Here is a 13,734-nt window from a genome sequence, read left to right as displayed (position 1 = left end):
AGTGCCGTTTAGCTCGACCTACTTGGTAGCTGTCGCAAAAGGTACTGGGCGCGGCGTCTCTTTATTTGATGGCGGTAGGATAGGCAGCGTAATTTGTGGCTGTTCACCCGTTAGCGAATTCAGGAAAGCCACCATCTCTTGGGTTTCCTTATCAGTGAGTTTTTGTCCTAATTGGATATCCGCCATGGTATTTACCGCTTCTTCAAGCGTCCATACGCTGCCGTCGTGGAAGTAGGGATAGGTCAGCTCGATATTACGCAGTGTCGGTACTTTAAACACATATTTATCGGCTTCTTTGCCCGTCACGCCTTTACGCCCTTCGGCAGGATTATTGGTGTGGAACGGTTTGATTAAGCCCATCTTCATAAACATAGTGCCACCGACCGCTGGGCCATTATGGCAGCTGACGCAGCCTTTGTCCTTAAACAGTTGATAACCGGCTTTGGCTTCGCTGCTAATAGTATCCTGTTTACCCAATAGATATTGATCGAAAGGGCCATTAGGCGTGACTAAGGTTTTTTCGAAGGCGGCAATGGCATCGGTTAAACGGTCAATATCGACTTTCTCATCACCATAGACCTTGGCGAAACGAGCACGGTATGCGGGCATTGAGGCAATGGTCTCGGTGGCAAGTTCATGGGTAAAGCCCATTTCCTTCGGGTTGGCAATCGGGCCTGCAGCTTGTTCTTTTAAATCGCTGGCGCGGCCATCCCAAAATTGCGCCAGCATAAAGTCGGCGTTCAGCACGGTTGGGGAGTTAATTGGACCCTCTTGCCAATGGTGGCCAATCGATGTGGGTAGTGCATCCACGCCACCGGTGGAAAGATTGTGGCAAGAGTTACAAGAGATAAAGCCTGATTTCGACAGTCTTGGTTCGAAAAAGAGCATCTTACCCAGCTCGACTTTTTCTGGCTCAGTGATTTTAACTGGGGTAATGACTTCTATCGGTTCGGCGGCAACGGCGTAGTTTCCACCTAACATAGCCATGATACTAATCGTGATAGCGGTGAGTTTTATCATCTGGTCTCTCCCTTATTAACCTTGCTTTATGTATGGTTTATAGGGCGATAGTAACGGCTTAATCACCTTAGGGATAACGCCTTGTTTCGATTGGGTCTATCGCAGTTGTGGATTAGGTTTTTGTGAGCTAGTTCGCTGTATTTGTTTGATTATTTAGATAGGCTGGACAATGTTTCGTTTAGTCCTTTGTATGCTAATCGTTGCCATCAATCAGCCAGTGAGACCTTTACCTCGCTCAGTGATATTCTCCATCAATCTTTTGGTTGATGTCCTTTTATTGTGTATTCATTTCAAACTACTGTTCCCAGAGGCACCTAATTGGTTAACTCATGTCCGTTTATCGCGTCATCAAGATAAAAAGCGTTTAAGAGCGGATTCATTTGTCGCGGGGTGAGGCAGAATTGATTAGAATCCTTATTCAATATTTGGGTAAGCTTGGTGTATGTCCAAGTAAGCGTGCTAGGCCATCGCTAAGTGGCGCAATCCCTATTAAGGCGGACTGTTTTTCTGCCGAGGAGAGTCAATGCAACTGTTTGTAAAAGATTTAACCGTGATCGATTTTTCCTACCTTTGCCCAAAGCGTGGCATGGTGGGGGAAAGCTGGATTGTTGATGTGGTACTAGAAGGCGGCCTAGACGAGCAAAATATGGTGCTCGATTTCGCTAAAGTGAAACGAACCATTAAGCAGACAATTGATGCGGTGGCCGATCATCGTTTATTGGTGCCGACCGCCTACAGTGGCGTGCGTTGGCAGCAGCAAGGCGATCGGGTATGGATGGATTTCGATAGCGCGCTCGGTGAGATCCACTTAGCTTGTCCTTCCCAAGCCTTTGCACTCGTTCCATCGGAACAGATTGATATTCCAAGCGTTAACGCCTTTTTACAAAAAGCACTGCGGGAAACTCTGCCCGATAATGTTGAAGGTATTAGCCTCACCTTAAGACATGAGATCCTCAATTCGCCTTACTATCATTACAGCCATGGTTTACGTAAACACGATGGCAATTGCCAGCGGATTGCCCATGGTCATCGCAGCCCGGTACAAGTGTTTGAAAATGGCATTCCGGCACCGAAATGGGATGAATATTGGGCCAAGCGTTGGCACGATATCTACCTCGGTAGCGAGGAAGATTTAGTGTCAGTGAAGACCTTAAACCTATCGCCACAAACGCGGATCAGTGATGACAGCCATTATGGCTTTCACTATCAAGCGCCGCAGGGGGATTTCCAACTGGCCATGCCCAAGGAATGCTGTGATTTGATCCCGCACGATACCACGGTCGAATTGCTGGCCGACTATATGGCGACCACCTTAGTGGCAAAAGTGCCTTCAAGCCAATTTACTGTGATAGCCTTCGAAGGCGTGGGTAAAGGCGCCATCGTAAGCAAAGGCAATTAACCCCGTCGATTTTTTATAACGCCCTAATTTTGAGGGCGTTATCGTTTGAATAAGGATTTTGGAAAATATGCTAAACGCTTTACCTAATGTCCTACCTGAGTTGTTAAAAACCTTGCCGAACACACCATCGCGCAAATTTAAGGTGGGGCTTTTTTCACTCATAACCCTATTTAGCGTATCGATTCAGGCACAAGTAAGCTTTGAAGGACAATTTGAGCAAGGCGCATTAATTCGTGGTAAAGCGCCAGCTGGGACGCAGATAAGCCTGAATGGCGAGGCATTAAAAGTGACGCCAGACGGCCATTTTGCCTTTGGTTTTGATAGGGATGCGCAGCTGAGTCAAGAACTACGTTTGGTGTATCCCGATGGCTTAACCGAAGTCAAACCGCTCAGTGTCACTAAGCGCGAATACAATATTCAGAGCGTTAAGGGCATCAGCAATAAAATCATGAAGCCCGATCCCGTGGCGCAGGAGCGAGCGGCCAAAGATACGGCGCAGGTGAAAGCGGCCCGTGGCACTTTTAGCGAGCAAACGGCATTTCTACAGTCGTTTATTTGGCCATTAACCGGCAGGATCTCGGGCGTCTATGGCAGTCAGCGTATTTATAACGATGTGCCTGGCAACCCACATTTTGGTGTGGATGTCGCTGCGAAAACCGGTACTGTGGTAGTCGCGCCTGCCGATGGTGTGATTAGTCTGTCGGTTCCCGATATGTTTTATTCGGGCGGTACTATGATCATCGACCATGGTTATGGCGTGAGTTCAAGCTTTTTGCACTTAAGCAAACTCTATGTCAATGTTGGCGAAACCGTTAAGCAAGGGCAAGCCGTGGCGGAAGTCGGCGCGACAGGCCGAGCGAATGGCCCGCATTTAGATTGGCGATTGAATTGGTTTCAAATGCGCCTCGACCCTACGACTATCGTGCCCCCTATGGCCACTGCGGTGGCCGCGGAAAAAGCCCAAAAAGTCGCGAAGTAAATCTAGGTCAACATCTGGTTTCTACCAACAGGGCGCCTTTAAATAGGCGCCCTGTTTTATGCTTGAGCGCTTATTGCAATAACGGGTGATCAGTCGGCAGATGGCGGATGATCCACAGTACCAGCTTGTGCTTCATATTCGGGCCATCTTCTTTGTCTTTGGCTAAGGGTTGGATCAAATTATCGGTCACTAAAAGCCGATAAATACATTCCACTTTATCCTTGGGCGACACACCTTTGTCAAAGTCATCAAAACCGCGTTTTTTGGCGTAGCCGATACCAATCTCCAAGGCGAGTTTGAGTAGCTGTGCTTCATGCTTGTGGGGTTTCATGCGCTGCGTCCTTATAGATATCACGGGAAGTCTGCTGGCATTCTCGTGGTCGATAACACAAAACTCGATAAAACCTAATGGCGAATCAAAGCGTTAATAGTCACACACTAGACTATTTCCACCTTTATTGTTGCTGACTTTTTCTCAAACTGCCTGTTTTGTGCAAGCGATTGTCAGTAATTGGTATGGGGCTCACACTCTTCTCGAGAAGGAGCGCAAATGGATTGATGTTTCCTTTAGTCCTGTTCACTGGCGATAACCGCTTTTATGCTGTGCGGGTGAATTTTGATACAGACATCCGCTTGTTTAAAGGCGATGGTGGGGTTGGCTAAGCGTTCCTTGTCACCCTTGGGCGAGCTGAATTTCACTTTTATCGGCGCTTCGGTTAAGGATGCCGCTTGCCCTTGGAGTAATGGCACAAGTGATGGGCTCAACTGGGCTAGTTCTCGGCTTAGGTCATCGCAGTCATGGGCATTGGATGGCAGAACCAGTTCGATATGTTCCCAACCTTCTTGGGGATAAAGGGTATCGCCAGGATAGGGGAGTTCGACACAGTCGATGCTAAAATGCCCCAAGCTTAAGGGCTTATCCAGTTCGATGATCAGGATAGTACGGCCATTAATTTGATTATCCGAGATGATCCGCCCGCGTGCGCTAAAGGCCTGTTTGAGTGCATCGGCAGCTGCGATGCTGCTCACTCTCAGGGCGACATGATCGCAATGCAGCGCCTTATCCGCTAAGCCTAATCTGCCAAGGAACGTGAGGATCTTCGCCTCAAACTCTGGCCATGTCTGTTCTAATGTGGCGTAGCTGAATACTTCAGCCTCTGTTGTGATTGTTGACATAAAACATCCTTAAAGCGGGTAATACAAATAAAAACGCCCATTTGACTGGGCGTTGAGTCGCATAGGCTAATCAAGCTTAGCGCTTAGGGCCAAATCTCGATGGGCGTGCCTTCATCGACGGCTTTCCACACTTCATCCATCTCGGCGTTGGTAATGGCGATACAACCATCTGTCCAGTTGTATTGCTGTGCCTGCTCAGGGGGCAGAGGTGAACGTGGGTTCTGGCCGTGGATCATGATCATGCCACCCGGGCGGATCCCCAGCGCCTTGGCTCTTAACTTATCTTCTTCATTGGGATAAGAAATGTGGATCGACTTGTAATAGGCGCTATCGGATTTTTTATAGTCCAGAATATAACGGCCCTGCGGCGTACGTTGGTCGCCTTCAGTCAACTTGTGACCCGTCGGCAAGTCACCCATGGCAATACGGTATTGCTTGAGGATTTTGCCGTCCCTTAACAGCGCCATATTGGACTCAGACTTAGTGATCACCACTAAATCGACTTTACCTATACCCGATGAGGCGAGCACTTGGGGTGAAATCAGTGCGGCGAGAGTCATGGCCACAGTAATTGTTTTAGTGAGTAGGGGTACGCGCATGTCTTCCTCTAAAAATGACGCAGATATAGGTTTTTCGCGCATCATACCGCAATTTTATGTCTATGTGAGTAGATAATTTTGAGCTAGTGGCAATTGCATGGCAGACTTTGGGGATTTGGAAAAGATAACGCTTTTTATCGCAAGGAAGTTTTCCCCTATGTCAGATCTGTCGCCTGAAAAACCAGACACCGAAAGCCCATTAAAACATCAGCTACGCACTATTATTTTTGGCACTGATACGCCCGCAGGACGCTACTTCGATATCGGCTTAATGGTCTGTATTGTGCTCAGTGTTGCGTTGGTGTTCCTCGATACAGTCGAAGCGGTTCATCAAGATTATGGGCACATCATTCGCGTTTTAGAGTGGGTGTTTACGCTGATTTTTACCATCGAATACGGCTTAAGGCTGTATTGTGCAACCCATCCTGTGTTGTATGCCCGCAGCTTTTACGGTTTAGTGGATTTATTGTCGGTATTGCCGAGTTATCTGGCGCTGTTTATTCCAGGGGCGAATTTCACCTTAGTGATCAGGGTGCTGCGCCTCTTTAGGATCTTTCGGGTACTGAAATTACTGCGCTATTTAAGCGAAGGTAATCTACTGCTCAAGGCCATGTTGCAGTCGAGCCGCAAGGTGTTTTTGTTTTTCTTCTCGGTGAGTTTGATCATCATGGTGTTAAGTGCCGTGATGTATGTGGTCGAAGGCCCTGAGAATGGTTTTAGCTCTATCCCCAAATCCGTCTACTGGACCATTGTGACAATCACGACTGTGGGTTACGGCGATATCACGCCAAAAACCGAATTAGGCCAAGCGATTGCGGCTTTTACTATGTTGCTGGGTTATTCGATTATTGCGATCCCAACGGGGATTTTAACCGCGGAAATATCCCAAGAAGTGGGCCGTCACAGGGATCTGCGTTCCTGCAACCAATGCCATAAGATGGGCCACGATCTCGATGCTACCTACTGTAATCGTTGTGGTTGTGAGCTGGATAAGCTCGAAGCGCCCCAAGGGAAAGGGGATAAGTAGCATCAAATGTAGGTTTCTTCATCCCTTAGTACGTTAACGGCACTAAGGGATGAAGGGTTAAAAGGGATAAGAAAGGACGAAGAGATTAGCTCGCGACGGCGTTCAGCGTGTCGTCTTTTACCTTGAGATTTTTATCCTGATCCAGCCCAAGGCTAGAGACTAAACGCAGCTGCATTCCTAAAGCCGCCATCTGTTTCTGTTCACGCTGCAAATCCTTCATAAACAAGCTTATTTTACGTTTATGGCTGGGCAGCACTAGCATGAGTCCATCAGGAACCACTTGGATTTTCTCAAGCACTAGGGCTTTGGCGATACGGCCTAAATGCACTAACACCGCCAAGCGTAGCAGACAGGCGAGACGAATAAGGGTGAGCTTGTGGCTTGGCTCTAATTCGGCGAGTAGCAATTCATTGGGTTTCTTACGATGGTTGGCAATCAGTCTGGCTAAATCCTGTTGCAGCGCCTCGCTAAAACCCGGTAAGTCACTGTTACTGATGATATAAGCGCCGTGTTTATGCAATGCCTTTGAGTTGATGTGCAGTCCAATCTCATGCAAGGTGGCGGCGTAGGACAGCAAACGTGCATAGGGCCTTAATCCCCATTCATCGGCGACTTGCTCAAACAGCGCCATGGCGGTGTCCCGCACTTTGGCCGCATGGGGCATATCCACATGGTAAAGCTGGGCAATACTGTCGACCGTGCGGTGACGAATATCTTGATATTGGCCGATTTTCGCTAATTCATAGAGTACGCCTTCGCGCAGGGCGCCAGGACTAAATTCCAATTGCTCAATGGGTAAGCGTCTAAAAAAGCTGATTAAAATTGCAAGGCCTGCGGGCACGAGTGGCGTGCGTTTATCATCGACATTAGCAAAGTGCACTTGGCTGATGTGTCCGCACTTAATCAGTTTCAGCTTTAATTGTTTGAGACGGGCGAGGGTGACGATTTCATCGCCATGGTCTTCCTGAATCGCTTCGCAAATGGCTTTGACTGTGCCTGAGCTGCCAAGCACTAAGTCCCAATCGCCACTGAAATATTCTTTTGAGAGCGAGGCAAATTGTTTATCGGCGGCGCTTTGCGCTCCGCGAAATGAGGCCGGCGTGATTTGCCCATCGATAAAAAAGCGTTCGTTAAAACTCACACAGCCACAACGCAGGCTCGATAAATGGGTGGGGGTATTTTTTTGCCCGAGTACCACTTCGGTCGAGCCGCCACCAATGTCGATAACGATATTCCTTTTGCCAAGCACTTGGCTTTGGGCAATGCCGTTATAGATAAGGCGCGCTTCCTCGTGGCCAGAAATCACCTCCACCGGATAGGGCATAATGCTGAGCGCCGCTTCAATAAACTGCTCACGGTTTTTGGCCACCCTTAGGGTGTGGGTGGCGACTAAACGCACTTGGGCTTGGTCGAGGTTGGAAAAACGCTGATTAAAGTCCCGCAGGCAATTGAGGCCGCGCTCGATAGCATCCATGCTGAGGATGTTTTGCGCATTGAGGCCTGTCGCTAACTGAACTTGTTGTTTTTCCTTGTGCAATATTTGCAAGCTGCCGTCTTGCTCACGGGCGATAACCAGATGAAAACTGTTTGAACCCATGTCGATAGCGACAAAGTGTCGCGGTTGTGAATGTGTGGCAACCAATCGGATTATCCTTAGGCAATCAAGACGATGATAAAGCCAGCGTTAGCTGGCTTTGGCCTGTAATTCGAGATTGTGGGCAAGTTCCGCCGCGTGCTCCGCTTCAAGCTTTGCGGCTTCGCGCTGGGCGCTAAATTCTTGCTGCAATCGCTTCTCATAATTAATCAGATATTGATAAATGGCAATTTGAGAACGCACTTTACGTTTATTACCGCGGTTACGATAAGGATTACTCTGTTCCTTATTGATGATGCGCGCCTTAGTGTTGTCATTGAACTGTAACGATAAAATATCCATCACCATTTGTTTTAGACGCGGATCATAAATAGGCACACTCACTTCGACGCGGTTATCTATGTTGCGACTCATCCAATCGGCGGAGCTGATAAATAATTTATTTTCACCACCGGCGTGGAACAGCATCACTCGCGAATGTTCTAAAAATCTGTCGACAATACTGTAGATCTCGATGTTGTCGCTGATCCCCGGAATTTGTGGAATCAGCGAGCACATACCGCGGATCAACAGTTTGATTTTGACCCCCGCAGCCGAGGCCTCGTAAAGTTTTTGGACTAAGGACTCATCCAGCAAGTTATTCAATTTTAAGGTAATCGCTGCCTTAATATGGCTCTGGGCGTTGACGATTTCCTTATCAATCAAATGGGTCAGTTTTTGTCTCGCATCATAGGGCGACACAATCAAATGCTGGAAGTTATCACGGCGGTAAGGATGTTCAATAAGGTCGAACACTTGCTCCACTTCGCGGGCGATTTCCTGATTGGCGGTAAACAGCGATAAGTCGGTATAGACCCGCGCCGTGCCTTCGTTAAAGTTGCCAGAACCCACGTGGCAATAGAGTTTTATCTCGCCTTGCTCTTCGCGGCCAATCAAACACAACTTGGAGTGTACTTTTAAGCTGGTGATCCCATGGTGGACTTTCACACCCGCCTCGGCGAGCACCCGTGTCCATTCAATATTGGATTGCTCGTCAAAGCGTGCCCGCAACTCAATCACGGCGGTGACTTGTTTACCATTTTTCACCGCATCGATAAGCGATTGCATCACATGAGATTTTTTCGCAACACGGTAAAGGTTGATGCGAATAAAACGCACCGCAGGATCGTAGGCGGCCTGACGCACCATTTCGGTAAAGTGGGAGAATTTATGGTACGGGTAGTTGACCATAATATCGCCCATCTTGATCGCATCGAAACTGTTGGCGCTGCGGCCAAAGCCCGAACTATTGAGCGCGGGCAATTTCTCATTTTCGAGGTAATCACGGCTGGGGTTAGGGAAGCCGATAAAGTCCTTAAAGCTGTGGTAACGCCCACCGGGGATCAAACACTCAGTCGAGCTGATGTTTAAATTTTCTTTTAGCATTTCGAGCATGTGCTCGGGCATTTCTTTGTCATACACCAAACGCACGGGTTCGGCGGTCAGGCGTTTTTTCAAACCCTTGGTCATTTTTTCGAGCTGGGTTTGTTCAAGTTCGTCGGTAATATCGAACTCGGCGTCGCGGGTCAGCTTCATCGAATAGACTTCAATCGCATCGTATTCGAAGAAGGGACCAAAAAGGTCGTCCACACAGTGGCGAATAATGTTATCCAGCAGGATCAAGTATTTTTTCGCCTTCGATTTTTCGGCGGGTAACTCAATGAAACGCGGCACATTTTTGGTGGGCACTTCCACTAGGGCATATTGTCTGCGGGATTTAGTGAATAAACACACACACAGATAGGTGGCGTCGTCGTTGATATGCTTCACTAGGTCGCGATTGTTGTTGACGATAAGCGGCGCGATATGGCGTTTAAAGTGATCGCGAAAATGTTTTTTAAGCCAGTTACTGTGGAACTCGCTTAATTGTTTTTCGTTGATTAACAAAATATTGCGGCGGACTAGCTCACGCATCAGCTCGACGTAAATGCTGTCGAAACGTTCCTGCAATGCCATCACTTTGGTCTGAATTTTGGCCATTAGATGGCGGCTATTGCTGCGACCTTCCTGCAACGCGGAGAGTAGAATTGAGCGTCTGACCGCGGCCACCCGCACCCGGAAGAACTCATCCATGTTATTGGAGAATATGCCTAAAAAGCGCACCCGCTCCACGATAGGCACATTGGGATCACAGGCCTCCTGCAGCACCCGCTCGTTGAATGACAACCAAGAGATTTCTTTATCGATCGACAGTTTATCGGTATTCGGGGACACTGCACAGCTCCTTTAAGCAAGCGTCATGGCGCAATATACAATAGCATTCATCCATCGGAGTGCAATCAGATTTGCTACTGAAAAATGAAGGGATTTACTGATCATTTCCCCTTCAGGCGAAAGTGATATGCGCTCAAAGATACGAGCTGAATATGTCAGATTGATGACAAGTGTGACAGAAATGTGACTTTAAAATGAACTTGCATTTAGCCGCAAATTGACAAGGTAAAGCAGGGGAACTGTGCGGGGCTTCCTTTGGGATTGGGGCAAACTGTGTTACCTTGCTCGGCTTTTTGATTGTGGTTTGACTGTAGGGGTAAGCGGATGTTTGTCGGATTTGATTATGGCAGTGCCAACTGTGCCGTTGGGATCATGCAGGGAGATGAAGTTTCACTGTTACCCTTATCGAGCGATTCAGCTTATTTACCTTCCACTGTGTATGCAATGGATAGAGAGCTTATTGCCGAGGCCGTTTACCGTGGCTTGCCACAGGCATTGAAAGCGGATTATGCCAAGAAGCGTGCCGCGCAATTGAGCCGCGCCCGTATGGTGCGCCATGAATTAGATCTCGATGCCGAAACCCAAGCGGTGTTTGTGGGTGAGCAGGCCGTGGCCGCTTATCTTGAAATGCCGGAAGAAGGTTTTTATGTCCGTTCGCCAAAATCCTTTTTAGGGGCGACCGGTCTTAGGCCTGAGCAAGTCGCCCTGTTTGAAGACATAGTCACCTTAATGATGCAGCACATTAAAGTGCGCGCCGAAGCCGTACTTGCCGAAAAGGGCGTCGCATCTGAGGGACAGACTAGCATTACCCATGCGGTGATTGGCCGCCCAGTGAACTTTCAAGGCATTGGTGGTGAAGAGAGCAACCGTCAAGCCGAGGCCATTTTAACCTTAGCCGCGAAACGGGCGGGGTTTGTCGATGTGGCATTCCTATTCGAACCACTGGCAGCTGGGATGGATTATGAGGCGAGTCTCAGTGCCGACCAAACTGTGCTGGTGGTCGACGTGGGTGGCGGTACGACCGACTGCTCCGTGGTCAAAATGGGGCCTAAGCACCAGGCGAGTTTCGATCGCAGTGCCGATTGCCTTGGCCACAGCGGCCAGCGGATTGGCGGGAACGATTTGGATATCGCGCTGGCGATGAATGCCTTTATGCCGCACTTTGGCTTAGGCTCGCTGATGAGTAATGGTAAGCCTATGCCGAGCAATCCTTTTTGGAATGCGGTCGCCGTCAACGATATTAGCGCGCAGCGTGAGTTTGCCACCTTAAGCACTCGCAAGCTGATTGATGAACTCATTAAAGAGGCCGAGCAGCCGCAGCTGTTAAAAAGATTGCTCAAAGTGCAGCAACAACAGTTAAGCTATCAAATTGTACGTTTAGCCGAGCGCGCCAAAATTGCCCTGTCTGAGGCACAAACGACGGAGAGTGCGCTGGACTTTATTGAAGCATCACTTCAGGCAGAAGTGAGCTGCACGGGGTTTGAAATGGCGATTGAGCCTTCGCTCTCCAAGGTTGAGGCGCTGATGCACCAAGCGCTGACTCAGGCGGCAAAGAGTCTTGCGGGCAATGGCTTAGCGCCAGAGGAGCTGTCCGTGGATGCCGATAGCCTAGAATGTAAACCCGATGTGATTTATGTGACGGGCGGCACCGCGCGTAGCCCGGCGATTTACGCTAAAATCACTAGCCTTTATCCCGATACCCCAGTGGTCGTAGGGGACCACTTTGGCTCGGTGACTGCGGGGTTAACGCGCTGGGCACAAAAGTGTTTTGCTCAATAGGATGATGAATAAGGATAAACAGATGAAAAGAGTCAATAAGGCTGTAATGTCTTTGCTTGCCGTGACGCTGGCGGGGGCGGTACTCACTGGCTGTGGCGATGATGTCGGTAAAGTGAGCCTTGGGTTATTTACCACTAAGGATGTGATTATTGATGCCAAGCAGGATCCTAAAATCCCTGGGGTGACCTGCCATATTAGCCGTATCGAAGCGAACCTCGATTTTGCCGATCCTTCGGATATGGGCATAAGTTGTCGTCAAACGGGGCCGATTTCAGCCGCCGATATCGCTAACATCGATAAGAGCAAACACGGCGAAGTGGTATTTAGCGAATCCTTAAGCATCTTATTTAAGACCTTAAAAGTACGCCGGATTTACGATGCGCCTAATCAAACGCTATTGTATTTGTCCTATTCAACCAAAGAGACCAATGGCAGCCATAAACATGCCTTATCGACCGTGCCTTTGTACGGTTCACAGGCGTGGATTGACCCAGCAATAAGTGCGGCGCAGCCCAAATAGCAAAGGTGAATTGAAGGTTCACTAGCGACGAATGTAGAACAAATAGAAGGTGGGACAAAATGAAGGCGGGTGAGTTCCCGCCTTGGTTGTTTTACATAAATGGCTTACGCTTTATTTGGCCTTGGCGGTGAGTACGGCATTAAAGCGATCGAAGCCCGCACTGAGATCGGCAATTAAATCATCGGCATCTTCAAGGCCAATATGTAAACGGATCAACGGTTTGCTTGCATCCCACTGAGTAGCGCTGCGAATTTTTTCAATCCCGAAAATCCCTAGGATCAGACTCTCATAACCGCCCCAAGAAAACCCCATTTTAAAATGCTGCATATTTTCAACGAGAGCGGTGACCGCCTCCTGATCCCCTTGTTTTAACACAAAGGAGAACAGACCATTGGCGGCACTAAAGTCGCGTTTAAAGAACTCATGCCCAGGGCAGGTATCAAAGGCGGGGTGACGTAAATGGTCAACCTCGGGGCGAGTTTTCAACCAGTTAGCTACTTTAAGGGCATTTTTCTCATGCTGCGCCATGCGCACGCCTAGGGTGCGTAATCCGCGCGTGGCGAGATACACATCGTCGGGGGAGGTAGTTTGCCCCAATAAATAACTGCGTTCACGCAGTTGCGGCCAGTGCTTTTCGTTGGCGGTCGCGGTGCCTATCATCACATCAGAGTGACCGACGATATATTTAGTCGCGGCTTGAATCGACACATCGACACCCATCTCGAAGGGCTTGCTATTGATTGGCGAGGCCCAAGTGTTGTCGAGAATGGTCACTAATCCATGTTCATGGGCGATACGACATAGGGTCGGGACGTCCTGCACTTCCATGGTGATGGAGCCGGGAGACTCTAAAAACAGCACCTTAGTATTGGGGCGGATAAGCTCGCGTATGCCAGCACCAATCAGAGGATCGTAATAAGTGGTCTCAATATTAAAGCCCGCCAGAATATGGCTGCAAAGATCGCGCGTTGGCTCGTAAACACTATCGACCATCAGCAGGTGATCGCCCGCCTGTAAAAACGATAGCAAAGCTGCGCTAATCGCTGCCGCACCCGAGGGATACAGCGCCGTACCTGCGCCACCTTCGAGCTCACTGATCGCCGCCTGAAACGCAAAATGGGTTGGGGTGCCGCGGCGGCCATAAAACATTTCGCCATTGGTCTTGTTTTTGGCGGCGTGACGCATGTCTTCCATTGTGTCGAAGACGATAGTCGATGCGCGAAATACGGGCGGGTTAATCACGCCCTTGGTCCATTTTTTATCTCGACCGACGCTGACGATTTGGGTGGCTAGCTGATGTTTATCTGTCATAGGGCTTACCTTGGCGAGTCAGTTTTTATGTTGTTTTCCATTGTGATGGCCGTCATCTTAGCATCTGTCCGTGAAAA

At 48.9% G+C, this 13,734-nt stretch carries 12 protein-coding genes; 5 read left to right on the top strand and 7 right to left on the bottom strand.

The window, feature by feature from the left end; translation table 11 throughout:
* Window positions 1-18: 18 nt before the first annotated feature.
* Window positions 19-1,020, bottom strand: coding sequence for a cytochrome-c peroxidase (locus tag ACK5NH_RS02930; RefSeq protein ID WP_416917724.1), 1,002 nt, complete (start codon window positions 1,018-1,020; stop codon window positions 19-21).
* Window positions 1,021-1,543: 523 nt separating this feature from the next.
* Here ACK5NH_RS02930 and ACK5NH_RS02925 point away from each other — a divergent pair.
* Window positions 1,544-2,419: a 6-pyruvoyl trahydropterin synthase family protein gene (locus ACK5NH_RS02925; protein ID WP_416917723.1), complete on the top strand. Its 876-nt coding sequence runs from the start codon at window positions 1,544-1,546 to the stop codon at window positions 2,417-2,419.
* A gap of 67 nt (window positions 2,420-2,486) precedes the next feature.
* Window positions 2,487-3,398, top strand: coding sequence for a M23 family metallopeptidase (locus ACK5NH_RS02920; protein WP_416917722.1), 912 nt, complete (start codon window positions 2,487-2,489; stop codon window positions 3,396-3,398).
* Between the two features lie 70 nt (window positions 3,399-3,468).
* Here ACK5NH_RS02920 and ACK5NH_RS02915 read toward each other — a convergent pair whose 3' ends face one another.
* The 3 genes from ACK5NH_RS02915 to ACK5NH_RS02905 all read right to left on the bottom strand — a co-directional run bounded on the left by ACK5NH_RS02915 (window position 3,469) and on the right by ACK5NH_RS02905 (window position 5,173).
* Window positions 3,469-3,729 carry a DUF5062 family protein gene (locus ACK5NH_RS02915; protein ID WP_011626406.1) on the bottom strand — a complete coding sequence of 87 codons (261 nt, stop codon included), beginning with the start codon at window positions 3,727-3,729 and terminating at the stop codon, window positions 3,469-3,471.
* 236 nt (window positions 3,730-3,965) lie between these two features.
* Window positions 3,966-4,574 (bottom strand): VOC family protein, encoded by a 609-nt coding sequence (locus ACK5NH_RS02910; protein ID WP_416917721.1) that lies wholly within the window; start codon window positions 4,572-4,574, stop codon window positions 3,966-3,968.
* Window positions 4,575-4,657: 83 nt separating this feature from the next.
* Window positions 4,658-5,173, bottom strand: coding sequence for a L,D-transpeptidase family protein (locus ACK5NH_RS02905; RefSeq protein ID WP_416917720.1), 516 nt, complete (start codon window positions 5,171-5,173; stop codon window positions 4,658-4,660).
* A gap of 157 nt (window positions 5,174-5,330) precedes the next feature.
* On the opposite strand from ACK5NH_RS02905, the gene ACK5NH_RS02900 reads away from it, so the two are divergent.
* On the top strand, window positions 5,331-6,200 hold the full coding sequence (locus ACK5NH_RS02900) for an ion transporter (RefSeq protein WP_220055315.1): 870 nt from the start codon (window positions 5,331-5,333) through the stop codon (window positions 6,198-6,200).
* Window positions 6,201-6,285: 85 nt separating this feature from the next.
* Here ACK5NH_RS02900 and ppx read toward each other — a convergent pair whose 3' ends face one another.
* Together ppx and ppk1 are read right to left on the bottom strand one after the other, a co-directional pair.
* Window positions 6,286-7,842 (bottom strand): exopolyphosphatase, encoded by a 1,557-nt coding sequence (gene ppx, locus ACK5NH_RS02895; RefSeq protein WP_416917719.1) that lies wholly within the window; start codon window positions 7,840-7,842, stop codon window positions 6,286-6,288.
* A 42-nt stretch (window positions 7,843-7,884) separates the two neighbouring features.
* Entirely contained in the window at window positions 7,885-10,047 is a 2,163-nt protein-coding gene (gene ppk1 / locus ACK5NH_RS02890; protein ID WP_416917718.1) for a polyphosphate kinase 1, read from the bottom strand.
* 324 nt (window positions 10,048-10,371) lie between these two features.
* Here ppk1 and yegD point away from each other — a divergent pair, with 324 nt between their 5' ends.
* Both yegD and ACK5NH_RS02880 read left to right on the top strand, forming a co-directional pair.
* On the top strand, window positions 10,372-11,826 hold the full coding sequence (gene yegD / locus ACK5NH_RS02885) for a molecular chaperone (protein ID WP_416917717.1): 1,455 nt from the start codon (window positions 10,372-10,374) through the stop codon (window positions 11,824-11,826).
* 46 nt (window positions 11,827-11,872) lie between these two features.
* Window positions 11,873-12,346, top strand: coding sequence for a CreA family protein (locus tag ACK5NH_RS02880; protein WP_416917896.1), 474 nt, complete (start codon window positions 11,873-11,875; stop codon window positions 12,344-12,346).
* 111 nt (window positions 12,347-12,457) lie between these two features.
* Here the strand turns inward: ACK5NH_RS02880 and ACK5NH_RS02875 are convergent, their stop codons facing one another.
* On the bottom strand, window positions 12,458-13,657 hold the full coding sequence (locus tag ACK5NH_RS02875; protein ID WP_416917716.1) for a cystathionine beta-lyase: 1,200 nt from the start codon (window positions 13,655-13,657) through the stop codon (window positions 12,458-12,460).
* Window positions 13,658-13,734: the final 77 nt, after the last annotated feature.

The sequence above is a fragment of the Shewanella sp. genome (genome assembly GCF_047975355.1).
GTDB lineage: Bacteria > Pseudomonadota > Gammaproteobacteria > Enterobacterales > Shewanellaceae > Shewanella.
Note: the sequence above shows the minus strand (reverse complement) of the source record. Positions and strands in the feature narration are given on the sequence as shown.

Coding starts and splice junctions, on each gene's coding strand:
- ACK5NH_RS02930 (WP_416917724.1), bottom strand. CDS start 1,020: ATGATAAAACTCACCGCTATCACGATTAGTATCATGGCTATGTTAGGT.
- ACK5NH_RS02925 (WP_416917723.1), top strand. CDS start 1,544: ATGCAACTGTTTGTAAAAGATTTAACCGTGATCGATTTTTCCTACCTT.
- ACK5NH_RS02920 (WP_416917722.1), top strand. CDS start 2,487: ATGCTAAACGCTTTACCTAATGTCCTACCTGAGTTGTTAAAAACCTTG.
- ACK5NH_RS02915 (WP_011626406.1), bottom strand. CDS start 3,729: ATGAAACCCCACAAGCATGAAGCACAGCTACTCAAACTCGCCTTGGAG.
- ACK5NH_RS02910 (WP_416917721.1), bottom strand. CDS start 4,574: ATGTCAACAATCACAACAGAGGCTGAAGTATTCAGCTACGCCACATTA.
- ACK5NH_RS02905 (WP_416917720.1), bottom strand. CDS start 5,173: ATGCGCGTACCCCTACTCACTAAAACAATTACTGTGGCCATGACTCTC.
- ACK5NH_RS02900 (WP_220055315.1), top strand. CDS start 5,331: ATGTCAGATCTGTCGCCTGAAAAACCAGACACCGAAAGCCCATTAAAA.
- yegD (WP_416917717.1), top strand. CDS start 10,372: ATGTTTGTCGGATTTGATTATGGCAGTGCCAACTGTGCCGTTGGGATC.
- ACK5NH_RS02880 (WP_416917896.1), top strand. CDS start 11,873: ATGTCTTTGCTTGCCGTGACGCTGGCGGGGGCGGTACTCACTGGCTGT.
- ACK5NH_RS02875 (WP_416917716.1), bottom strand. CDS start 13,657: ATGACAGATAAACATCAGCTAGCCACCCAAATCGTCAGCGTCGGTCGA.